This window comes from Streptomyces sp. SP18BB07, assembly GCF_036322545.1.
Classification (GTDB): Bacteria; Actinomycetota; Actinomycetes; order Streptomycetales; family Streptomycetaceae; genus Streptomyces; species Streptomyces deccanensis.
Genome location: NZ_JAQYWT010000206.1, coordinates 1 through 20,804, shown reverse-complemented (window position 1 = coordinate 20,804; position 20,804 = coordinate 1). Strand labels below are relative to the sequence as shown.

The window sequence follows — 20,804 nt, the reverse complement described above, 5'->3', positions numbered from 1 at the left end:
ACCTCCGAGTGTTCGTCGAGCCGGTCGTCACCGCTGATGAGCATGGGGCGCGCTCATCGCCGGGTCGTACGGACGGCACGCAGCAGGGTCTTGTCGTCGGCGTTGAGGGCGGTGAGGCGGTCGGAGCGCAGGAGCGCGGCCAGGTTGGGGTCACGGTCGTCCTCGGCGGCGGAGTCGAGGGAGCGGAAGACGGCGTCCGCGAACGAGGTGTTCGGTGACTGCGCGCCGTCGGCCGACCGGTTGAGCATGGCCTGCGCCAGCCCGTCCGTGGAGAGGAGCACCCCGTCGACGCCGTCGTCGAGGAGGCACTCGGTGTGGGTCCAACGCTCCCTGTCCGGAGAGGTCAGGAACACCGTCTCGTTGCTGTACTCGCTCGCTGCCGCGGCCTGCGGCAGCAGATGGAACTGCCGTTCGCCGTCCTCCGTCCCGGCCCGTACGACGACGAAGCCGTCGCCCACGGAGAGGTGCCCGAGCCAGCCGGGCGCGAGCACCACCACCGTGAGCGTGGTCGCGAAGTCGGGTGCGTCGACGCCGGTCCGGTCGAGGAACTCCTCGCTGACGTCGCGCAACGCGTCCCGCAGCAGTTCGTGCACGGCCTCCCCCGGCCGTAGCTCCACGGCCGCCTCGGCCCGCCGTACGAAATGGTCCGTGGCCAGCCCCACCGCGAGCCGCGCGCCCTCCTCCGAACGGGGCCGGCTGCCGGCCCCGTCGGCGACGGCGAGCACGGCGACCGAGGGCGTGGCGGCGGCGGCACAGGCGTCCTGGCAGGGCAGGCCCTGACGCCGGTGCCGGTAGCCCTCGACGCTCAGGCCGTGGATCCGCCAGGAAGGCGCGGGGTTCACCTCACGCCTCCCACGCCGGGCGTTGGGTCTTGAACTGGCTGAAGATCTTCTCGAACACCTCGTCCCCCGCCCCCTTCTGTTCGGCGTTGGCACTGGCGGACATCATCTGGAGCAGCTCGCGGAACGGGAACCCCTGCAGTCGGGCGTTGAACTTGGGTGCGAACGCCCGCAGCACCGACTCCCCCATGTCCGTGATCCCGCCGACCCCGATCGCGTACAGCCGGAAGCGGCGGGCGCGCTGCTCCTCGGCGAGGACGGGGACCAACCGGTGCCAGGAGTCGGTGAGATGGCCGGTGGGGTCGGTGGGCAGACCGTCGGTGACGAGGCAGATCTGCGGCCGGTAGTACTGCAGTCCGGACGCCCGCAGCTCGCTCTTGCGGGCGGCGACGATGTGCATCGCCAGCTCCAGCGCCTCGGTCATCAGGGTGACCCCGGCGGCCGTGAGCTGCGGTGCCTGGAAGGCGTGCGCGGGTATGAAGGGGCTCGTCCGGGTGCGCGGGTCGAGCAGGTGCGGACCGCGCCAGGCGCCGACGCCCTGTCCGCCGAAGGTGACGACGGCGACCTCCACGCTGTAGCTGAGGCTGACGTCGTCGTGGAGTTCCCTGGTCCACTCGGCGAGCGCGTTGTTGAGGGTCTGGATCGGCTGGCCCGCCATGGAGCTGGACGTGTCGAGGCAGAGCACGAGCGGCATGCGCTGGGCGTTGTTCTCGAACTCGATGTCGGCGTACTCGGCCGGCAGCGTGGGCGGGTATTCGCTGTGCATCGTCTTCCCCCTGTGCTTCTGGTGTCGCTGGTGTGCCGGGTGCGGATGTTCGGGGTGCGGATGTTCCGGGTGCCTGGGCGGATCACCTGGGTGTGCCCTTGGCGTGCCGTGCGGCCGTCGGTGGGAAGGCGTACAGGACGTCGGAGTCGCGGTCCCGTGCGTCGGTGACGTCGACGAGACTGCCGGGCGCGGGTGGCGGTCGCTCCGGCTCGGCCCACACCGCCCGGCGCAGTACCCGGTCGACCTCGACATAGCCCTGCGGGTGCAGTTCGGTGCGGACGACCGCGGTCCGGGCGTGCGCCGGCCGGGCCCCCACGTGCCGCCCGTGCCGAGGCGCGGAGGCCACCCGCAGCCGGGTGGTGCTCTCGTCCCCGCCCTCACCGTCGCCGCCCCCGTCGCCACCCGCGCCGCCGCTGCCGCTCCCGCCGCGCGCCGCGTGCGCCGGCGTGGTCCGGGTGGGGGCGGCCCGCGTGAGCCCGCCGGTCGCGCGCCCGGAAGAGGGCGCCCGGTGCCCCACGGCGACCGGACCCCTGGACCGCCGGATGACGATCACGAAGGCGAGCAGCAGGAGAGCGAGCAGGAGCGCCATCCAGAAGGCGGTCACAGTGGCACCGCTGTAGCCGGCTTCTGAGTTCTTGTCGTCGGTGGGGCCGACCGCGTTGTTCGCCTTCTCGTTCCGCTCGCCGTCGCTGTCCCCCTGGCCGCCCTGGGCGCCGGACGAGGTCGAGGGAGTGTTGGCCTCTCCCTCGTCGGCCTCCACGGTGAAGTTGTTGGCATCGGGATCAGCGGCATGGTCGGCCAGGTCCGATCCCTTGAGCGGGTCCGGCCCCTCGCCGGGGCCGACCTTGCCGCAGAGCCTGTCCGCGCCTGCGCAGAAGCCGCTCTTCCTCAGATCCTCCAGCGTCGACTTCTTCAGCCGGTCGACCTTGGCACCAGGGTGGATGAGCAGGCCCTTGGCGAAGAGGAGCAAAGCCGTACCGCCCTGCCCCGTCTGCACACCGTCCCGTACCTGCACCACCAATGGGTGGGCTTTGGCACTCAGCAGTCGGGACACTTCGCCCTGCTCATCGCCCATGGCTTGGTACCCCAAGGGCCCCTCAAGGGTGATCAGCACGGGCCCCTCGTCCGCGCGTTCGATCCAGCACACCAGCCGTTGCCTGAAGTCGCCGGCCGGACACGGCCTCGCGGCCGAGGCGGAGCCCCCTGGCACCAACGCGACCAACAGCCCCACCAGCACACCCAGAAACGACAAACGCCCGATCGCACCCATCGCACCAACCCCCCGTGGCCTGAAAGGCACGCCCCCGCGGCCCTGAAAAAGCCCATCCAATAGTGGAACAGGCAGCCGGGCGGCCGGAAGGGTTTGGCGAATTCCGCCGATGGAATTACGTCGAGTTACGCCGACGTCCGATCAGTATGCTTTTCACTTCTACAACTTGAACACCTGATGGCAACGACTGAACATCTGCCGTGCCCGTTCCACCCAGTCATTGGCCAACGCATCGAAATCCGCCTGGGTGATCCGGCACGTCAACGGCAGATCACAGACCCCGGCGAGACAGGGGCGAGGCCCACGGACATCCCACACGGAAAGCATGGGGTTCAGTTGTTCGGTATTCCACGCGTTCGACGCGGCGGCGGCAATGGCGAGTTGGTCCTGCCGGAGGAAATTCCCGTCCGTCGCGAAGGCCACGAGCAGCCTTTTGGTGGTCATGAAGCGCACGGTGACCACCCGCCCCGCCTCATGGAGATCGAATTGCAGGGAGACGGAGACGGTGTCATGGACCGTGTGGTAATTCCGCCGCGCCACCCAGTGCTGCACCAACTGCCGCCAGTGCGTGCCGAGGTCGTATATCTCGCCGTTGCGCCCCGGGTACGAGTCGCGGCTGTGGCGACCGGAGAAGGAGTCACGGCCCGGGTGGGAGTCACGGCCCGGATAGGAGTCAGGAAGCGTCACGGACCACCGCCCCGGCGACCATGGCGTCGGTCAACCCGGCGTCGAGCAGTGTCTGCGCGTGCAGCAGCAGACAGGAGGGGACGGACTCACTCGTCGTACGGCTCAGATGGCGCTCTCTCAGCTCCTCGTACCGGACCTCGATGGTCCGCGCCACCTGCGGCGGCGGCCACGCCTCGACGCGTGTCTCCTCCTCCACCAACTCGGCCAGGATCTCGGCCAGTCGGGGCCGGTCCTCGGGTCGCTTGGCGAGACAGCGGGCGATGACGGGCCGCAGTCCCGGTGGTACGCCGTCGAGCCGGGGCTCTCCCCGGACGACCTCGACGCGCACGCCCTCCCCGCTGCCGTGCGGTGGGCGGCCGGTGAGCGCGTACACCAGGACCCCGCCCAGAGAGAACACGTCGCTCGGCGGGCCGACGCGGTCGCCGCGGATCTGCTCGGGCGACATGAACGACGGGGTGCCGACGACGACACCGACGCGGGTGAGGCCGGGGGCGCCGTCCACGCGGGAGATGCCGAAGTCGATGACGCGGGGGCCGTCCTGGGCGAGCAGCACGTTCGCCGGCTTGAGGTCGCGGTGGATCACATGGGCGGCGTGGATGGCCTGCAACGCCTCGACGAGGCCGGCGCCGAGGGGGCGGACCTGGGCCTCGGGGAGGGGGCCGTCGGCGCGGACCGCTTCCGCGAGGGAGGGTCCGGGGACGTACAGCGTGGCCAGCCAGGGGAGTTCGGCGGTGGGGTCGGCGTCGACGACGGCGGCGGTGTAGGCGCCGCTGACCACGCGGGCGGCGGCGACCTCGCGGGCGAAGCGTTCGCGGAACTCGGGTTCGGCGGCGAGTTCGGGGCGGGCGACCTTGACGGCGAATTCCCGGCCGGCGGGTGAGCGGCCCAGGTAGACCCAGCCCATGCCGCCGGAGCCGAGGCGGCCGACTATCTTGTACGGGCCGATCTTCAGGGGGTCACTTATGGGTGTGCGCACCCCGGTCACCTCGTTTCGGGGTTCGGTGCGGATGTCCCGAGTGTCCCGCGAAATCCGGTGCGCGGCAGCCCTTTTCGCCCCCTCCGCCCCTACCCGTCCCCTCCTGAAGGGGCTGCGCCCCTTCGACCCCCAAGCGTCCGTCCGGTGGGGGCTGGTCGCGCAGTTCCCCGCGCCCCTGAAAGGCCTACGGCCATTTCGGGCCGAAAAAGCAGGGGCGCAGCCCCGCTTTTTCAGGGGCGCGGGGACCTGCGCGAGAAGCCCCACCGGGCCCGCACTCGCCAACGAACCCGAACCCCCGAGCTCCCAGGCGCCCATCAAAAAAACCCGCGCACAAAAAATCCGCGACCGGCCGAGGAGACGTCGCTGGTCAGGGCAACCCATATCCGGCCGGTCGCGGAGCAGAAGGGGGCGTCAGCCCAGGCGGCTCACCAGCGCCCGGTACTCGTCCCACAGCTCCTTCGGCGTGTGATCACCGAAGGTGTTGAGGTGCTCGGGCACGAGCGCCGCCTCCTCCCGCCACACCTCCTTGTCGACGGTCAGCAGGAAGTCCAGGTCGGAGGAGGACAGGTCCAGCCCCTCCGTGTCCAGGGCCTCGGCCGTCGGCAGGATGCCGATCGGCGTCTCCACCCCGTCCGCCTTGCCGTCCAGCCGGTCCACGATCCACTTCAGGACCCGGCTGTTCTCGCCGAACCCGGGCCACACGAACTTGCCCTCGTCGTTCTTGCGGAACCAGTTGACGTAGTAGATCTTCGGCAGCTTCGCCTGGTCCTTGCCCTTGGCGACGTCGACCCAGTGGCCCATGTAGTCGCCCATGTTGTAGCCGCAGAAGGGCAGCATCGCGAAGGGGTCGCGGCGCAGTTCGCCGACCTTGCCCTCGGCGGCGGCGGTCTTCTCCGAGGCGACGTTCGCGCCCAGGAACACCCCGTGGTTCCAGTCGAAGGACTCCGTCACCAGCGGCACCGCCGTGGCGCGGCGGCCGCCGAAGAGGATCGCCGAGATCGGCACGCCCTTGGGGTTCTCCCACTCGGGCGCGATGATCGGGCACTGCGCGGCCGGCACCGTGAAGCGGGCGTTGGGGTGGGCGGCCGGCGTCCCGGAGGACGGCGTCCAGTCGTTGCCCTTCCAGTCGGTGAGGTGCGCCGGAGTCTCCTCCGTCATCCCCTCCCACCAGATGTCGTTGTCGTCGGTCAGGGCGACGTTGGTGAAGACCGAGTTGCCCCAGAGCGTCTTCATCGCGTTGGCGTTGGTGTGCTCACCGGTGCCGGGCGCGACGCCGAAGAACCCGGCCTCGGGGTTGATGGCGTAGAGCTGCCCGTCCTCGCCGAAGCGCATCCACGCGATGTCGTCGCCGATCGTCTCGACGGTCCAGCCGGAGATCGTCGGCTCCAGCATCGCGAGGTTCGTCTTGCCGCAGGCCGACGGGAAGGCGGCCGCCACGTACTTGGACTCGCCCTGCGGCGGGGTCAGCTTGAGGATCAGCATGTGCTCGGCCAGCCAGCCCTCGTCGCGCGCCATCACCGAGGCGATGCGCAGGGCGTAGCACTTCTTGCCGAGCAGCGCGTTGCCGCCGTACCCGGAGCCGTAGGACCAGATCTCGCGGCTCTCGGGGAAGTGGGAGATGTACTTGGTGCTGTTGCAGGGCCACGGCACATCGGCCTGACCGGGCTCCAGCGGGGCGCCGAGGGTGTGCACGGCCTTCACGAAGAAGCCCTCGGAGCCGAGCTCGTCCAGCACGGGCTGTCCCATACGGGTCATGGTGCGCATGGAGACGGCGACGTACGCGGAGTCGGTGATCTCGACGCCGATGGCGGAGAGCGGCGAGCCCAGCGGGCCCATGCAGAACGGGACGACGTACATCGTGCGTCCGCGCATCGAGCCCCGGAACAGCCCGCCCTTCTCACCGCCCTCGCCCTGGAAGATCTCCCGCATCTCGGCGGGGGCCTTCCAGTGGTTGGTCGGACCCGCGTCCTCCTCCTTCTCCGAGCAGATGAACGTACGGTCCTCGACCCGGGCGACATCGGTCGGGTCGGACGCGGCGTAGTAGGAGTTCGGGCGCTTGATCGGGTCGAGTTTCCGGAAGGTGCCCTTCTCGACGAGCTCCCCGCACAGGCGCTCGTACTCGGCCTCGGATCCGTCGCACCAGACCACGTTGTCCGGCTCGGTCAGTTCGGCGATCTCGTTCACCCACGCCACGAGTTCTCGGTGGGTGGTCGGGACGGTGGAAGGGGGAGCCGCGATGTCGCGCGCCACGATTGCTCCTAAAAATGAGGGATTTTTTGTTGGAGGCCCCGTGGGGGCTGCGACCCGGATGCTTCATCGGTGTTGCCTTGGCGCTCATCCGGTGCCGACCGCACTCATTTGATCATCCGACGGGAGCGCCCATCTGTCCAGAGGGCCGCCCACGTGAGCATCGTGACCATCGCCACTCCCCCGATGTCGCCCTGGAGGTTTCCCTACGTCACCACGGGTTCACCATGGGTGCCCGGACGTGCGCCCGGGTATCCCGTTTACTCCCTCCGCGTGAGATGATGGCCACTTCCGTATGCGCGAACAGCCCGCACGCTCCCGTAAGTTACGGTTCCGTAGGTACGATGCGAGACATGACTGCGTCCGTCCCCGATGCGCACACCAAGACGCCGGCCGAGGGCCGCCCTTCCGACACGCGATCCCTGCCGCATCAGATCGCCCACCAGATCACCGACGAGATCCACCAGATCTCCGGTGAGATCAAGCCCAAACTCCGGGGCTGGCTCCATCTCGGTATGTTTCCGGCCGTGCTCGTCGCCGGCCTGGTGCTCACCGCCCTCGCGGGTTCCACCCGCGGTCGCATCGCCTGCGGGATCTTCACGCTCACCGCCTGCCTGCTGTTCGGTGTGAGCGCGCTGTACCACCGGGGCGACTGGAGCCCGCGCATGGACGGCATCCTGCGCAGGCTGGATCACGCCAATATCTTCCTGATCATCGCGGGCACCTACACCCCGCTGACGATGCTGCTCCTGCCGGGCGCCAAGGGACAGTGGCTGCTGTGGGGCATCTGGGCGGCGGCGCTCGCGGGCATCATCTTCCGGGTCTTCTGGGTCGGCGCCCCGCGCTGGCTCTACACCCCCTGTTACATCGCGATGGGCTGGGCGGCGGTCTTCTTCCTGCCCGACTTCATGCGCGCCGGCGGCATCGCGGTCCTCGTCCTGGTGATCGTCGGCGGCGTCCTGTACAGCATCGGCGGCGTCATCTACGGCCTCAAGCGCCCGGACCCCTCACCGCGCTGGTTCGGCTTCCACGAGGTCTTCCACTCCCTGACCCTGGCGGCGTTCATCGCGCACTACGTGGGGATCTCGCTGGTGGCGTACCAGCACGCGTGACGCGCGGACCCGCCCTCCGCTTCCTGGCCACGGCTTCTGAGCCGTGGCCATTTCCGTGCCGGCGGGCCCCACAGTGACAGTCACTCCCTTGTGCGAGCCACTGTCATCGATCTGGCTCCGCCCAAGATCATGCCCGACAATGACCGCATGACGGCCGCACGCCCCAGCCCGCCCACTCCTCCCGCTCCTCCCACGCCTCCCGCCGACCGCCCCCGGCTCGGACTGCGTGAGCGGAAGAAGATCAAGACCCGCGAGGCGATCCGCTCCGCGATGTACGCACTGGTCCGGGAGCAGGGCTACGACGCCACGACGATCGAGCAGATCGCCGACCGGGCGGAGGTCTCGCCGTCGACCGTCTTCCGCTACTTCCCGACCAAGGAGGACATCGTCCTCACCGACGAGTACGCCCCGATCCTCCTGGAGGACCTACGGGCCCGCCCGGCGGACGAACCCTGGCCGGACAGCGTCCGGCACGTGCTGCGGGAGGCCGCCCGCACCGGGGTCGAGGAGGACGTGGAGGCCGCCCGGCTGCGCACCCACCTGATGGTCGAGGTCCCGGCGGTACGCGCGCGCATGATGGAGAGCATGTCGGTCACGGGCCGCACCCTCCGCACCGTGATCGGCGAACGCACCGGCCGCGACCCGGACGGCCTGGAGATCAGGGTCTGGGCGATGTCCCTGATCGGCGGCCTGCTGGAGACGACGCTGTACTGGGCGGAGAACGACCACCGCGACGACTTCGCCGACCTGGTGGACCGCACCCTGCACACCCTCCAGCACGGCCTCGGCCCGGACCAGCACGGCCTCGGCCCGGAAAACCGCTGAACCTCCGTCGCTCTCCCATGCCATCCTGACCAGGTGAAACCCGCCGAGATCCACATCGAAGTCGCCCCCGAACTGGCCCTGTTCGTCCCCCACGCCCACCGCACCGGGGCGACGCCGCTGGCCACCGACGGGGTCTCCACGCTCGGCCACGTCGTGGAGTCCCTGGGCGTACCTCTGACGGAGGTGGGCGTGCTGGTCGTGGACGGCCGCGAGGTCCGGGTGTCGCACGTCCCGGCGGACGGCGAGTCGGTGACCGTACGCCCGGTGCGGCGCCCCCAGCAGGTGCCGGGCGCCCCGCTCCGCTTCCTCCTCGACGTCCACCTCGGCACCCTCGCCCGCCGGTTGCGCCTGCTGGGTGTCGACGCGGCGTACGAGTCCACGGACCTCGGCGACCCGGCCCTGGCCGCGCTCTCCGCCGCCGAGCGACGGGTGATGCTCAGCCGCGACCGGGGACTGCTGCGGCGCCGTGAACTGTGGGCGGGCGCGTACGTCTACAGCACCCAGCCGGACGAACAACTCCGGGACGTACTGGCCCGGTTCGCCCCGGACCTCCGCCCCTGGACCCGCTGCACCGCCTGCAACGGCCGCCTGAAACCGGCCACGAAGGAACAGGTGGCGGACCGTCTGGAGGGCGGCACGGAACGCTCGTACGACGTCTTCGCCCAGTGCGACACCTGCGGCCGCGCCTACTGGAAGGGCGCGCACCACGAACAACTGGAAGCGATCGTGCGGGAGGCGCTGGAGACGCGCGGGGGGTGAGCCGTCATGACCCGCGTCGGCCTCATCCGAACTGGTCGACCGCGAGTTTGATCACCAACACGGTGACGACCACGAGCAGGACGCCGCGGATGAAGCCGGAGCCCCGCTTCAGAGCGGTCCGGGCTCCGAGGGTGGCGCCCACGATGTTGCAGACGGCCATCCCCGCGCCGAGGGTCCACAGGACGTGGCCCTGCACGGCGAAGACCGTGAGCGCGCCGAAGTTGGTCCCCACGTTCACGATCTTCGCCAGGGCCGAGCTCTGGAGGAACTCCATGGACAGCAGGGCGGTGAAGCTCATGATGAGGAAGGTTCCGGTGCCGGGCCCGAAGACACCGTCGTAGAAGCCGACGCCGCAGCCGGCCACGCCGATGGCCATCAGCCTCCGCCGCCCGCTGACGGCGTCGGCGGTCTCGATCACGGATCCGAAGCTCGGGCGCAACGTCACGAACGCCGCCACTCCGATGAGCAGGGCCATGATCAACGGCCGGAACCAGTCGGCCGGCAGGCTCGACGCGGACAGGGCGCCGATCCCGGCGGAGGGGACGGCGAGGCCGGCCGCGGACAGCGCCACGGAGCGGTCCAGTTTGGTGCGCCGCGCATAGGTGACGGCGGCGACGCTGGTGCCCGTGATCGCCGTCAGTTTGTTGGTGCCCAGCACGGTGGCGGGGGCCATGCCGGGAAACGCCACCAGCAGCGTCGGAATCAGGATCAGCCCACCGCCCCCCACTACGGCGTCCACCCATCCGGCCGCGGTCGCGGCCACCAGAAGGGCGGCGACTATCTCTGGATCCATCCTGGTCCTTCCCTGCCGTCCGACGAGCCCGCCGGAAACCCCCGACGAACCGTAAGGACCTTAACAGGTATATGCATATTACTTGCAAGAGCATGAGGGTGGCGCGAGCGACCATCTCCCCTGCTCAGCAGCGGAGTTGGTGGGATGGAACAGCATGTGTCGTCATAACGGGTGAGGGTACGAGCACCGCAGCCGCCTGCGCCCGGCCGTCGCGGGCGGCGGGGCCCCCGCCTCGATCCGTCTGCGTCTGCGTCTGCTTCTGCCCGACCACGAGCCGAAGGCAGCTAACCAGGGGCCAACCGGGTCCGCCTGGACAGCCCTTTGATGTGGCGTCGCTACGACGAGGCATCCGGGCGCCGGCGCCCGGAGAGCCTGCGCCAAGCCACCAAAAGATTGATCACGAGCAGCGCCGCTCCCGCCAGGAGCCAACCCACAGATCCACCGTCACGGTAGGTCTGGATGCCCACTGCCAGCGCGATGACGCCGATCACCGGACCCATCAGGTCCATGACGGCGTCCAGACGATCCGCGATCTTCGACAAGTTGGCCACAGCTTGATCGTGCCAGGTCACCGCCGCATCTACACAGAGCTGCGGCTACCCCGTCTTCGTCCACGGCAAGTTGCGACGGCCGGACGCGGTCGCAGATCCAGTGCGCCAGCTTGGGAGACTGCGAGCATTTGGGGGCAGTTCGGGTGCTGACCTGGGCGAGCGGCTACGGAGCGGCCTCGTCGGCCGTGACTGCGTTCACCGTGGTTCCCCGCTGTTCCCGCTCCTTCTGGTGCGCTTATGGTGCGGACGAGTGCGGCCCACCGTAGGCGCCTGAAATTGGTGAGCCTTCGGGGCGCGGTTGTCTGCACCCTGGGGTCATGAGTCGTTGGAAGCTCTACGACAACTGGTACGCCGATCTAGTCGGCCTGTCTGTCGAGCAACTGCGGGAGCGCCGGGCCTTCGCCGCTCAGCGAGTTGAGAGTGCCGTGGCGCGTGGCATGGGCCGTAACCCCAAGGCCGCGCGGGAGTGGCGAGAGAGGCTTCACGCGGTCGATGACGAACTCCTGAGAAGAGGCATCCAAGGAGCGTAGCCATCTTGTGAGCCGATGACGTCCGCCAGTTCTCTCGCCTATTGCGAACTGTTGTTTCCCAAGTCAATCGAGCACGGTTCATCTGCCGTTCCGGTTCTCGGCTCCGTCGTCATCCACCTCGCCGGCGGGCAGCGCACCGCGTCGTTCCTGGACAGCGTCAGCCAGTTCATGGTCGCCAAGAACACCGTGATCACGGTGATGGTCCTGCTCCTCCTGAACGCCAGCGTCATGGGCCACGGACTTTCCGGCCTCGGCCGCTGAACCTCAGTGCTAGGGGGTGAAGAGTTCCAGCAGTTGCCGCACGGGGCTGTGGACGACGCGCTACAGCTTCACCGCCTCCCAGCCGGTCAAGGGGCTGCGGCCCCTGCGCGACCCGGACGCCGCCGACCTCGACGATGACGACGACGGCCAGGAGGAGTGAGCGCCGCATCCGCCGCCCCAAGGCGGGTCGTTGTACGTCGGGAAGACCACCGCCGACCGCGAGGGCGCGACGATGACCGTCCTCAAGGACGACGGGATCTACCGGCACCTGACCTTCGCCTTCCCCAAGGCGTCCTAGAGGTGGTGCGAGGTCGTCACCTGGCCGAACATGCTCGTCCTGCGGGGCGACCTGGGCTGCGGTGCTCCGAGCTGCCTGAGCACCGGCAGCCTCGCCGTCTGTCGTCACCCTGTATCGCGGCATGCCTGCCCAGGGCCGCGATCGCTCTTGAGGGCTCGTATGCCATCTCAGACGCGGGGCTGAGCCTCCAGGAACCGGTGGAGGGATGCCGCCATGCTCGCCACGAACGCGTCACGGGTCCGGTCGGAGACCAGGTCCAGGGACAGGTACGGGTTGAGGTCCTCCAGCTCCACGAGGAGCAGATCGCCTTCCCGGGTGCGGCAGGCGTCCACGCGCTGGATGCCGTGGTCGAGGGTGTTCCAGTCGATGAAGCGCCGGGCGAAGGCCAGGTCGGCGTCGGCGGGCTCGTAGGGCTCGAGGACCCAGCGGCGCTCGGGGTCGGGGGCGTGAAGGGCGTATTGGAAGGTGTCGTCGACGTAGTAGAGGGACACCTCGTAGCGGAAGTCGATGCGCGGCTGGACCAGGATGTCGCCGTAGACGAGGTCGCTCAGCTGCTCTCGGGGCAGGAAAGTCAGGCCGATGGAGTCCGCGCCCGCTTTCGGCTTGACCGCGTACTGGGCGGCCTCGGGCAGCAGGTGCAGGTCCTCGGGCCGGTCGATGGTGGGGATGACCGGGTATCCGGCGGCGGTCAGGTCCAGCAGGTACTGCTTGCCGGCCATGTCGCCCCGGCCTGATAGCGGGTTGTAGACCCGGATGTCACGGGCCACGGCCTGCTCCCGGAAGGCGTCGTACTCCTTCTGGTAGTGCAGCACGGGCCCGCTGTTACGGACCACCACCACGTCGAAGGCGTCCATCAGCGCGGCGGCGTCCAGCGGGTGGCACAGGGCGATGTCGAAGGCGTCGCGCAGTCGGGAGGTCAGGAAGATGTCCTCGTCGCAGTAGCGCCGCCCCCGGGCTGGGTAGGCGAGGTCGGTCACGAACAGAACTCTGCGGCGCTCGGCCATCGTGCAATCTCCTAGGGAGGTGGTGCAGCGCATCGTGCCTGGTGAGGCAGACGGCTGGTGGTCAGGAGGGTGGCTTGAGGGTCAGCGCTTGCGGCGATGGACGACGTAGGCGTACTGGTCCGGCCAGGTCGGCTCGGCATCGAGTGCGAGGGCGGCGTGCTGTGCCCAGTATGGGTTGCGGAGCAGTTCGCGGCCGAGGAAGACGGCGTCGGCCTGGCCAGAGGCGATGACGTCCTCGGCCTGCTGCGGCTCGGTGATGATGCCGACGGCGGCGGTGGGGATGCCGGCCTGGTTGCGTGTCTGGGCGGCGAAGGGGACCTGGTAGTTCGGCCCGGCGACGATCCTCGCGTCGCGGACCATGCCGCCGGTCGAGACATCGAGCAGGTCGACGCCGTGAGCGGTCAGTTCCTTGGCGAGGCGGACGGTGTCCTCACCGGTCCAGCCCTCGCGGGTGTCCTCGGGGTTCTCGGTCAGCCAGTCGGTGGCCGAGGTACGGAAGAAGACCGGAAGCTCGGCGGGCCACACGGCGCGCACTGCGTCGACGACCTCCAGGGCGAAGCGGATCCGGTTCTCGAAGCTGCCGCCGTAGGCGTCGGTGCGGTGGTTGGAGACCGGGGAGAGGAAGGAGTTGATGAGGTAGCCGTGGGCGCCGTGCACCTCGGCGACCTGAAAGCCGGCGGCCAGGGCGCGCTTGGCGGAGTCGGCGAAGTCGGCTACGAGCTGCTGGATCTCGGCCACGGTCAGCTCGTGCGGGACGGGCAGGCCGTCGTACGCGACCGCGCTGGGCGCCACCGTCTGCCAGCCGCCCTCGCTCTCGGGCACGTACCGGTCGGACAGCCAGGGCTTGTCGACGGAAGCCTTGCGGCCGGCGTGGGCGAGCTGGATGGCCGGGACGGCGCCGTACTCCTTGATGGCCTGGGTGATCCTGGCGAACGCCTCCTGCTGACGGTCGTTCCACAGGCCCAGGTCCCAGGGGCTGATCCGTCCGTCGGGGCGGACCCCGGTGGCCTCGGCCATGACCAGGCCCGCGCCACCGGCGGCGCGCGAGGCCAGGTGGGCGAGGTGGAAGTCGGTCGGCGCGCCGGTCTCCAGGCCGGTGGGGGCGGCGGAGTACATGCACATCGGCGACATCCACACGCGGTTGGGTATCTGGAGGGAGCGCAGCTTGAGGGGGGTGAACAGAGTACTCACGGTGTTTCTCTTTCAGGTGGGGCATCGCCGGCCGGGACAACGCCGTCGATGGGGAGACGAGGGGAGAGGCGGAACGGACAGTTCAGTGGGCGGCGTGGGCCGCCACGGCATCCGCGATAGGGGTGGCGCCGCCGATGACCTCGACGGTCCGGCCGGTCAGCCGCGGTTCGTCGAGCAGTGCCAGCAGGACGGCGGCGACATCGGCCCGGCAGATGGGGCCCGGACCGGTCGGCTCGGCGAGCGTGACCCGGCCGGTGCCGGGGGTATCGTCGAGCAGACCGGGGCGGACGATCGTCGCCCGGAGCGCGGACCGGGACCGCATCGCGTTCTCGGCCGCGAGCTTGGCCCGCAGATAGGTACGGAAGACCGGGTCGAGGCTCTCGTCGTCGACGGCCCGCAGATCGGCGCCCATGGCGGAGAGCAGCAGATAGCGTCCGACACCGGCGCTCTCGGCGGCGTCCGCCAGCAGGATCGCCGCGCCGCGGTCCACGCTGTCCTTACGGCCCACCGAACTCCCGGGACCCGCTCCGGCGGCGAACACCACCGCGTCCGCACCCGTCAGATGCCGGGCGACCTCGTCACTGGCGGCCTTCTCCAGATCTACGAGCCGGGCCTGGGCCCCGGCCTTCTCCAGCGCCTCGGCCTGGGCCGGGTTGCGGATGAGGCCGGTGACCACATCGCCGCGTTCGGACAGGAGCTGCTCCAGGAGGAGGGCGACCTTGCCGTGTCCTCCGGCGATGACGACCTTCATGATCAGGCCGGCAGACGGGTGTCGAGGACGAAGTTGACCTCGATGAGCTGGCCCGGGAAGAACAGCGAGGCGACGCCGATGGTGGAGCTGGTGGGGCGGTGGTCGCCGAAGTAGGCCAGGTTCGCCGCGGCCATCGCCATGTTGTACTTCGGCAGGTCCACGATGAACTGGGTCTCGGAGACGACCTGGTTACGGGTGGCGCCGTAGTGGGCGAGCACCTTCTCGAAGTTGGCGTAGGACTGCTTCAGTTGGGCGTCGAAGTCGCCGGGGTGGAGGAAGTTGCCCTGCTCGTCGTGGGAGAGCTGTCCGGAGACGTAGATGGTGTCGCCGACCTTGATGGCCTGGGCGAACCCGAACTCCTTCTCACCGGAGATGTCGTGGCTGTAGGAATCGATGGCGGTCATGGTGCTTCTCCTTGCTGATGGTGCTGTGGTTGAGGTGCGGGTGTGAGCTCAGGCGGCCGCGAGGCGGGTGACGGCGTCCGCGACGGGGGTGTCACCGGAGGTGAGCTCGACGATCACGCGGCTGAGGGCCGGCGCGTGCAGGGCGGCGTCGAGGAACGCGGCGACGTCGTCGCGGTGCACGTCGCCGTACTCGACGGCGGGACCGGCGGTGACCCGGCCGGTGCCGGGGGTGTCCAGAAGGGTTCCGGGACGGACGATCAGCCAGTCCAGATCGGAGCGCGTCAGATAGACGTCGGCGGTCTTCTTGACCTTGATGTAGTGCTCGAAGCCCTCACTACGTGTCCCGTCGCGCAGCGCGTCGGGGAACACCGAGACGAGGACGAACCGCGCCACCCCGGCCAGCGCGGCCGCGTCGGCGGCCTTTTGAAGGCCACGGCCGTCGATGAGGGTCGTCTTGTCCTGACCGGTGCCGTGTGCGCCGGCCGAGAAGACCACGGCGTCATGGCCGCGCATCCTGCCGGCCAGATCCTCGACCGAGTCTGCGATGAGATCACCGACCACCGGAGTCCCGCCGGCCGCCCGCACCGTCTCACCCTGAGCGGGCCCGCGGTGCATGCCGGTCACAAAGTCACCGCGTGCGGTGAGGAGTTGAGTGAGGCGGCGGCCGACTCCTCCGGCAGCGCCGATCTGGAACACCTTCATGAGCTCGTCCCGTCTTTCGCGTGTGGGGGCGGGTGGTGCCGGCCGCCGGTCAGGCGGCGAACACCTGCGAGTCGTCGGCGAACGCCTTGAACTCCAGCGCGTTGCCGGCCGGGTCGAGGAGGAACATCGTCCACTGCTCGCCCTTCTGGCCCGCGAAACGCACGTACGGCTCGATGACGAACTCGGTGCCCGCCGCCCGAAGCCGCTCGGCGAACCCCTGGAAGGCCTCGAGCGTCAGAACCAGACCGAAGTGCGGCACGGGTACGTCGTGGCCGTCGACCGGATTGTGTATGCGCTGCGCGCGCTCCGGCGCGAGGTGCGTGACGAACTGATGGCCGTGCAGATTCCAGTCCACCCACGTGTCCGCACTGCGGCCCTGCTCCAGGCCCAGGACGTCGCCGTAGAAGCGGCGCGCGGCAGCCAGGTCGTCGACCGGCACGGCCAGGTGGAAGCGGGGGATCGGGGAGTCGAGAACGGTCATGGCACTGCCTTCCTGCCGGGGAGCGGAGCGGCCCGTGGGCGATCCTGCTCGGCTTGTCCTAATGTTGACATCACGACAACGTCTGAATGTTAACATTAGGTCATTGATGGAGGAGGTGCAATTCGGGCATGAGTGATCAGGGCAAGGTGACCCCGGCTCGCCGCCGGGGTCTGGCCGACGAGGTCGCGGACCGCATCCGCGAGGCCATCTTCAACGGGGCCTACGCCCCGGGCGAGCAGCTGCGCGAGGTGGAGCTGTCCGGCGAGATGGACGTCAGCCGCGGCCCGGTGCGCGAGGCGCTGCGGCTGCTGGAGCGCGAGGGCCTGGTGCACTGTGCGTGGCACCGGGGCACAACGGTGACGACGCTGTCCGCCGAGGACGTGGCTGAGCTCGACAGCCTGCGCGGCGCGCTGGAGGACCTCGCCGTACGGCAGGTGATCGCCCACGCCTCGGACGAAGCCCTCGCCTCCATCGCGAAGGCGGCCGACATGATGGAGCGGGCCGGCGATGCGCACGAGATGGTGCGCCTTGACATCGCCTTCCACGACGCGGTGTTCGCCGCCGCAGGGCACCAGCGCCTCGCCGACGCCTGGGACGGCATACGGTGCCAGGTCCACCTGTTCCTGCTGACCCGGATCGGCCGCAGCACCGTCGGCTACCTCGACTGCATCCCGCGCGAGCACCACGGACTCGTCACCGCACTGCGCGCCCGGGACACCAACACCGCCCTCGACCTCTTCGCAGCACACCGGCGCCACGCCGTCGACGTGGTCGCCGGAACCACTGCCTGAGTGTCGGCAGACGATCGAATGACGACAGGCGGCCCGGGCGTCCAATGAACACGAGTCCGACGGAGCCGGGAGGCAGACCTACCCGGTCGAGCTCCTGGGCTGGTGGTGGGAGGGCGGCAGCGAGCGCGAATTCGCCTGGCAGGGCGAGCCCCGCTACGAGCAGGGCGATGCCCTACGACGACGGAAAGGTCGGCACCGGCGAGAGGGACGGGAAGACCAGCACCGGCGAGAACACCGGTGAACTTCAGGGCCTGGAGAAGGAAGCCCATGGCAAGAACGCGACTGCGGTGAAGCAGCTCCTGGAAGCGGCCCAGCCGACGAAGTAGCCGCACACGCTGATATCGGCCCATGCGGCGGGGAAGTGATCGAGGTTCCTTGGGCGCCTCAGTCGTTCTCGTCCGAGGACCCGGGCGACAAGGGGTACGCCAGTCCCACCCTGCCCGCCCGCACCGTCGTGGAGGACAACTGGCAGGAAGGGCCGGCCGAGCCCAAGCAGCACATGACCCTGATCGGCCCTGACACTGTCGACTTTGACGCCGCCGGGATGCCCACCAGGCAGGCTCCGAACGGGGCTGCGCTGGGTGGTGTCGCCGGTGTTACCTGTCGAGGACGTCTCCCGCAGTGTTCGGGCCGGTACGGTGGCCGGCCCTCCAGAGAGCCGACGGTGAGCTGGCGGGCTTCGCCGGGTCATCGTTCTGGGTGAGGAGACCGGAGACGTGCAGCAGGTCGCCGGGCCGGATCTCGCTGAGCAGCGCGTGCGCGATCCGGGGGTTGCAGGTGGTGCAGGGACCAGATCACGTCGTCCACGACGTCGTCGGTGGGGGAGACGATGCTGGAACCAGGCGGTGTACGGCGCGTCGCCGGGCGTGGGGACGGGTCGAGGAAGCCTCGACGGAGAGCTGGGGGAGACCATCGCCCGCGACGCTGACGGGACCCGACGCCGCCTGCCCTCCGTCGCGCACAGGCATTCCCTCATGGTGCACAGCGTCCATGACCAGGAAGTATGCCAAGCCGCACCCGACCGTTCGGAAGCGTCAGCGGCTGAGGTAGAAGCGGATGGTGGTGCCGTCCTGGCTGGTGTGGATCCGCACCAGGTCGGCGACGTGGTTGACCAGCAGCAGTCCTCGTCCGCCGGGCCGGCCGGGGGCCTGGGGGCGACGTCCGGCCAGCGGATCGGCCAGCCGGCCCGCATCGTGCACCTCGCAGACGACCTGCTCGTCCTCGCTCCAGATCCGCAGTGTGCCGCCGCCGGCTCCGTGGATGACGCTGTTGGTGGTCAACTCCGCCACCGCCAGTTCCAGGTCCTGCAGCTGGCGCCCGTCCAGCCCCAGCCGCTTGCCGCACAACACGGCGAACTCACGCACCTCGTGCAGTTCACCGCTGCCGTGGAACGAGGCAGTCTCGGCCTGCGGCGGCACCGGCAGCGCCTGGTTGTAGCGGGCGACGACCGTCTCCCACTGGTAGGCGGCCGATGTCTTGCCGCCGTCCTCGTCGATGACCAGCGGATGGGTGGCCCAGGCATCCTCCAGCACCTGCGGAGCGAGGCCCTCGGCGTCGTACGGGCACAGGATCGTCACCGCACGTCCGGTGAACGCCGCGTTGATCAGCGCCTCGTGCTGCACGCACGCCGGATACTCGGTGCTGGTGCGGCCGGGCCAGATCGGCTCCCCGATGATCCGCACCCGACCGGTGGTGTGGGCGTCGGCGAACCGGCGCAGAATGTTCGGGATGATCCGCCCGGGGTTGCGGCCGGCCTGCGTCATGTCCACGAAGTGCACCTGCCCGGCCTGCTCGCCCAGGCCGTTCTTGATCATTTGCAGGCGTTCCGGCGGTGCAGCCACCGCCACGGGTTCGCCGGCGGCCAGACCCTCCAGCACGAAGGGAACCGTGCCGGCCAGGTACTGCTGCTCGCCGCGATAGAACAGCGCCGGATGCACAAACTGCTCGGCCTCGGCAACGGTGCGAGTCATGGTGCCACCTCGATCCCGCCCAGGCCGGGCCAGAACAGCTCCAGTACGCGTGGCACCTGCGGCGGCGGCTGCTGCACCACGATCCGCCGCCCGCCGCGCAGCGACTGCGCGGCCATCGCCAGCTCCGTCACCCCCGCCACGTCGATGAAGATCACTTGGGACATGTCCACGTGCACAAGGTCCTCACCCCGCTGCGTGAGCTGACCGAGCGCCTCGATCCACGCCGGGCGTGTGTGGGCATTGACTTCCCCGGCCGCACGCACACCGGCACGTCCCGGCAGTGGATAGACCTCCAGCCCGGTCGCGCCGTGTGACGGCGCACCGGACCGGTTCTCCGCATCGACCGGGACATCCACGCTTTTCCCCTCACCACGCAGCGTCCATCGTGAGCGTCTACCCCGATCGCAGACGCCGACTCCCTATCTATACCAGCCCCACAGCCCCCACCCCGCACGCCTCGCACCGGAGCCCGGTCGCGGACCAACGCCCTCTCCGGACCCGCTTGTTGCGGAGCGTCGGGTTCTGGTCCGCCCGGCGGGACGGCCGAGAGCGTGCTGGTCGGCATGATCTGCGGGATGGGGGGTAGGCGCGGCCTCTCGGCGCGCAATCGTGCCAGGGGCCGAGAGCCGGCACTGGGGAAGGGATGAAGCGCATGACGGTGACAGCGGTGACCCATTCGGGCGTGGTCGACCAACTCGCGGCTGACCTGCCTGAGGTGGCCGACCCGCTGAGGGTCCTACCGAAGGACGCCCGGTCGCTGTCGAAGGAGTTCTTCCAGCGGCTGGCGCTGCTGGAGGAGGGCACGCCCGAATACCAGTACGCGCGCAACACGCTGATCGAGATGAACACCTCCCTCGTGCGCTACGCGGCCGGCCGCTTCCGCAGCCGCGGACCGCAGGAGATGGAAGACATCGTCCAGGTCGGCATCATCGGCCTGATCAAGGCGATCGACCGGTTCGAGCTGTCACGCGAGGTGGAGTTCACCTCTTTCGCCATCCCCTACATCGTGGGCGAGATCAAACGGTTCTTCCGCGACACCAGCTGGGCCGTGCACGTGCCCCGCCGTCTGCAGGAGGCCCGCGTCCAACTGGCCCGCGCCACCGAGGAACTGCAGTCCCGTCTGGACCGCAGCCCCACGGTCAGGGAACTGGCCGAACTGATGAACCTCTCCGAGGAAGAGGTCATCGAGGCCCGCCGCGCCGCCAACGGCTACACCTCCGCCTCCCTGGACGCCGCCCTCTCCGGCAGCCAGGACGGCGAGAGCGTCCTGGCCGACTTCATCGGCGCCGACGACACCGCCATCGAACTGGTAGAGGACTTCCACGCCCTCGCCCCCCTCATCGCCGACCTCGACGAACGGTCCCGGCAGATCATCCACTGGCGCTTCGTCGACGAACTCACGCAAGCCCAGATCGGCGAACGCCTCGGCTGCTCCCAGATGCACGTCTCCCGGCTGCTCTCCCGCACCCTGAAACGCCTACGCGAAGGCATGCTCACCACCGGCTGAAGACCGTCGCCGCAAACCCGCCGATCCGCGAAACACCCACGCGGCGACTGAACTGGTGCCGCGCAGGGCTGGGCCCGATCGCGTCGGCC

At 69.5% G+C, this 20,804-nt stretch carries 24 protein-coding genes; 8 read left to right on the top strand and 16 right to left on the bottom strand.

Annotated features, from left to right (window positions below; genetic code table 11):
* Window positions 1-53: 53 nt before the first annotated feature.
* The 6 genes from PUR53_RS02615 to PUR53_RS02590 all read right to left on the bottom strand — a co-directional run bounded on the left by PUR53_RS02615 (window position 54) and on the right by PUR53_RS02590 (window position 6,788).
* The gene (locus tag PUR53_RS02615; RefSeq protein ID WP_329897738.1) at window positions 54-842 is read right to left on the bottom strand and encodes a PP2C family serine/threonine-protein phosphatase; all 789 of its coding nucleotides are present in this window, start codon (window positions 840-842) and stop codon (window positions 54-56) included.
* A gap of 1 nt (window position 843) precedes the next feature.
* Entirely contained in the window at window positions 844-1,605 is a 762-nt protein-coding gene (locus tag PUR53_RS02610) for a vWA domain-containing protein (RefSeq protein WP_329897737.1), read from the bottom strand.
* 82 nt (window positions 1,606-1,687) lie between these two features.
* Window positions 1,688-2,680, bottom strand: coding sequence for a hypothetical protein (locus PUR53_RS02605; protein ID WP_329897736.1), 993 nt, complete (start codon window positions 2,678-2,680; stop codon window positions 1,688-1,690).
* 354 nt (window positions 2,681-3,034) lie between these two features.
* Window positions 3,035-3,562, bottom strand: a complete 528-nt coding sequence (locus PUR53_RS02600; protein WP_329907230.1) for a hypothetical protein — start codon at window positions 3,560-3,562, stop codon at window positions 3,035-3,037.
* A complete protein-coding gene (locus PUR53_RS02595; protein WP_329897734.1) occupies window positions 3,549-4,538 on the bottom strand; it encodes a serine/threonine-protein kinase in 990 nt (329 codons plus the stop codon). The genes PUR53_RS02600 and PUR53_RS02595 overlap by 14 nt, the downstream gene beginning before the upstream one ends.
* A 411-nt stretch (window positions 4,539-4,949) precedes the next feature.
* Window positions 4,950-6,788 (bottom strand): phosphoenolpyruvate carboxykinase (GTP), encoded by a 1,839-nt coding sequence (locus tag PUR53_RS02590; protein WP_329897733.1) that lies wholly within the window; start codon window positions 6,786-6,788, stop codon window positions 4,950-4,952.
* Window positions 6,789-7,138: 350 nt separating this feature from the next.
* On the opposite strand from PUR53_RS02590, the gene trhA reads away from it, so the two are divergent.
* From trhA to PUR53_RS02575, 3 genes are all read left to right on the top strand, one after another.
* The gene (gene trhA, locus PUR53_RS02585) at window positions 7,139-7,897 is read left to right on the top strand and encodes a PAQR family membrane homeostasis protein TrhA (protein ID WP_329897732.1); all 759 of its coding nucleotides are present in this window, start codon (window positions 7,139-7,141) and stop codon (window positions 7,895-7,897) included.
* Window positions 7,898-8,044: 147 nt separating this feature from the next.
* Complete coding sequence (locus PUR53_RS02580; RefSeq protein ID WP_329907229.1) at window positions 8,045-8,722, top strand: TetR/AcrR family transcriptional regulator; 678 nt, start codon at window positions 8,045-8,047, stop codon at window positions 8,720-8,722.
* 33 nt (window positions 8,723-8,755) lie between these two features.
* Window positions 8,756-9,481 carry a Mut7-C RNAse domain-containing protein gene (locus PUR53_RS02575; protein WP_329907228.1) on the top strand — a complete coding sequence of 242 codons (726 nt, stop codon included), beginning with the start codon at window positions 8,756-8,758 and terminating at the stop codon, window positions 9,479-9,481.
* A 22-nt stretch (window positions 9,482-9,503) separates the two neighbouring features.
* Here PUR53_RS02575 and PUR53_RS02570 read toward each other — a convergent pair whose 3' ends face one another.
* Entirely contained in the window at window positions 9,504-10,274 is a 771-nt protein-coding gene (locus PUR53_RS02570) for a TSUP family transporter (RefSeq protein WP_329897729.1), read from the bottom strand.
* 335 nt (window positions 10,275-10,609) lie between these two features.
* Entirely contained in the window at window positions 10,610-10,825 is a 216-nt protein-coding gene (locus PUR53_RS02565; RefSeq protein ID WP_329897728.1) for a hypothetical protein, read from the bottom strand.
* A gap of 545 nt (window positions 10,826-11,370) precedes the next feature.
* Here PUR53_RS02565 and PUR53_RS02560 point away from each other — a divergent pair.
* Entirely contained in the window at window positions 11,371-11,616 is a 246-nt protein-coding gene (locus PUR53_RS02560; protein WP_329907227.1) for a hypothetical protein, read from the top strand.
* 16 nt (window positions 11,617-11,632) lie between these two features.
* A complete protein-coding gene (locus PUR53_RS02555; RefSeq protein WP_329907226.1) occupies window positions 11,633-11,776 on the top strand; it encodes a hypothetical protein in 144 nt (47 codons plus the stop codon).
* A gap of 305 nt (window positions 11,777-12,081) precedes the next feature.
* On the opposite strand, the gene PUR53_RS02550 is transcribed toward PUR53_RS02555, so the two are convergent.
* The 6 genes from PUR53_RS02550 to PUR53_RS02525 form a co-directional block, all read right to left on the bottom strand.
* Complete coding sequence (locus PUR53_RS02550; RefSeq protein ID WP_329907225.1) at window positions 12,082-12,918, bottom strand: hypothetical protein; 837 nt, start codon at window positions 12,916-12,918, stop codon at window positions 12,082-12,084.
* An 81-nt stretch (window positions 12,919-12,999) separates the two neighbouring features.
* Window positions 13,000-14,109 carry an NADH:flavin oxidoreductase/NADH oxidase gene (locus tag PUR53_RS02545; RefSeq protein WP_329897724.1) on the bottom strand — a complete coding sequence of 370 codons (1,110 nt, stop codon included), beginning with the start codon at window positions 14,107-14,109 and terminating at the stop codon, window positions 13,000-13,002.
* 82 nt (window positions 14,110-14,191) lie between these two features.
* Entirely contained in the window at window positions 14,192-14,860 is a 669-nt protein-coding gene (locus tag PUR53_RS02540) for an SDR family oxidoreductase (protein WP_329907224.1), read from the bottom strand.
* Window positions 14,861-14,862: 2 nt separating this feature from the next.
* Complete coding sequence (locus tag PUR53_RS02535; RefSeq protein WP_329907223.1) at window positions 14,863-15,264, bottom strand: RidA family protein; 402 nt, start codon at window positions 15,262-15,264, stop codon at window positions 14,863-14,865.
* A 48-nt stretch (window positions 15,265-15,312) separates the two neighbouring features.
* Complete coding sequence (locus PUR53_RS02530) at window positions 15,313-15,966, bottom strand: NAD(P)H-binding protein (protein ID WP_329897721.1); 654 nt, start codon at window positions 15,964-15,966, stop codon at window positions 15,313-15,315.
* Window positions 15,967-16,015: 49 nt separating this feature from the next.
* Window positions 16,016-16,447: a VOC family protein gene (locus PUR53_RS02525; protein ID WP_329907222.1), complete on the bottom strand. Its 432-nt coding sequence runs from the start codon at window positions 16,445-16,447 to the stop codon at window positions 16,016-16,018.
* 128 nt (window positions 16,448-16,575) lie between these two features.
* Here PUR53_RS02525 and PUR53_RS02520 point away from each other — a divergent pair, with 128 nt between their 5' ends.
* Both PUR53_RS02520 and PUR53_RS02515 read left to right on the top strand, forming a co-directional pair.
* Window positions 16,576-17,238 (top strand): GntR family transcriptional regulator, encoded by a 663-nt coding sequence (locus PUR53_RS02520; RefSeq protein ID WP_329907221.1) that lies wholly within the window; start codon window positions 16,576-16,578, stop codon window positions 17,236-17,238.
* Window positions 17,239-17,405: 167 nt separating this feature from the next.
* Window positions 17,406-17,564 (top strand): hypothetical protein, encoded by a 159-nt coding sequence (locus PUR53_RS02515; RefSeq protein ID WP_329897718.1) that lies wholly within the window; start codon window positions 17,406-17,408, stop codon window positions 17,562-17,564.
* 708 nt (window positions 17,565-18,272) lie between these two features.
* On the opposite strand, the gene PUR53_RS02510 is transcribed toward PUR53_RS02515, so the two are convergent.
* Together PUR53_RS02510 and PUR53_RS02505 are read right to left on the bottom strand one after the other, a co-directional pair.
* A complete protein-coding gene (locus PUR53_RS02510) occupies window positions 18,273-19,208 on the bottom strand; it encodes an anti-sigma factor RsbA family regulatory protein (RefSeq protein WP_329897717.1) in 936 nt (311 codons plus the stop codon).
* Window positions 19,205-19,564: an STAS domain-containing protein gene (locus PUR53_RS02505; RefSeq protein WP_329897716.1), complete on the bottom strand. Its 360-nt coding sequence runs from the start codon at window positions 19,562-19,564 to the stop codon at window positions 19,205-19,207. The genes PUR53_RS02510 and PUR53_RS02505 overlap by 4 nt, the downstream gene beginning before the upstream one ends.
* A gap of 296 nt (window positions 19,565-19,860) precedes the next feature.
* On the opposite strand from PUR53_RS02505, the gene PUR53_RS02500 reads away from it, so the two are divergent.
* The gene (locus PUR53_RS02500; protein ID WP_329897715.1) at window positions 19,861-20,715 is read left to right on the top strand and encodes an RNA polymerase sigma factor SigF; all 855 of its coding nucleotides are present in this window, start codon (window positions 19,861-19,863) and stop codon (window positions 20,713-20,715) included.
* The last annotated feature ends 89 nt before the right edge of the window (window positions 20,716-20,804 follow it).

What these genes read in the sequence shown, in the direction of transcription:
- PUR53_RS02610 (WP_329897737.1), bottom strand. Translation starts at nt 1,605, where the DNA reads ATGCACAGCGAATACCCGCCCACGCTGCCGGCCGAGTACGCCGACATC.
- PUR53_RS02605 (WP_329897736.1), bottom strand. Translation starts at nt 2,680, where the DNA reads ATGGGCGATGAGCAGGGCGAAGTGTCCCGACTGCTGAGTGCCAAAGCC.
- trhA (WP_329897732.1), top strand. Translation starts at nt 7,139, where the DNA reads ATGACTGCGTCCGTCCCCGATGCGCACACCAAGACGCCGGCCGAGGGC.
- PUR53_RS02580 (WP_329907229.1), top strand. Translation starts at nt 8,045, where the DNA reads ATGACGGCCGCACGCCCCAGCCCGCCCACTCCTCCCGCTCCTCCCACG.
- PUR53_RS02570 (WP_329897729.1), bottom strand. Translation starts at nt 10,274, where the DNA reads ATGGATCCAGAGATAGTCGCCGCCCTTCTGGTGGCCGCGACCGCGGCC.
- PUR53_RS02560 (WP_329907227.1), top strand. Translation starts at nt 11,371, where the DNA reads ATGACGTCCGCCAGTTCTCTCGCCTATTGCGAACTGTTGTTTCCCAAG.
- PUR53_RS02550 (WP_329907225.1), bottom strand. Translation starts at nt 12,918, where the DNA reads ATGGCCGAGCGCCGCAGAGTTCTGTTCGTGACCGACCTCGCCTACCCA.
- PUR53_RS02540 (WP_329907224.1), bottom strand. Translation starts at nt 14,860, where the DNA reads ATGAAGGTCGTCATCGCCGGAGGACACGGCAAGGTCGCCCTCCTCCTG.
- PUR53_RS02535 (WP_329907223.1), bottom strand. Translation starts at nt 15,264, where the DNA reads ATGACCGCCATCGATTCCTACAGCCACGACATCTCCGGTGAGAAGGAG.
- PUR53_RS02530 (WP_329897721.1), bottom strand. Translation starts at nt 15,966, where the DNA reads ATGAAGGTGTTCCAGATCGGCGCTGCCGGAGGAGTCGGCCGCCGCCTC.
- PUR53_RS02525 (WP_329907222.1), bottom strand. Translation starts at nt 16,447, where the DNA reads ATGACCGTTCTCGACTCCCCGATCCCCCGCTTCCACCTGGCCGTGCCG.
- PUR53_RS02520 (WP_329907221.1), top strand. Translation starts at nt 16,576, where the DNA reads ATGAGTGATCAGGGCAAGGTGACCCCGGCTCGCCGCCGGGGTCTGGCC.
- PUR53_RS02515 (WP_329897718.1), top strand. Translation starts at nt 17,406, where the DNA reads ATGCCCTACGACGACGGAAAGGTCGGCACCGGCGAGAGGGACGGGAAG.
- PUR53_RS02510 (WP_329897717.1), bottom strand. Translation starts at nt 19,208, where the DNA reads ATGACTCGCACCGTTGCCGAGGCCGAGCAGTTTGTGCATCCGGCGCTG.
- PUR53_RS02500 (WP_329897715.1), top strand. Translation starts at nt 19,861, where the DNA reads ATGACGGTGACAGCGGTGACCCATTCGGGCGTGGTCGACCAACTCGCG.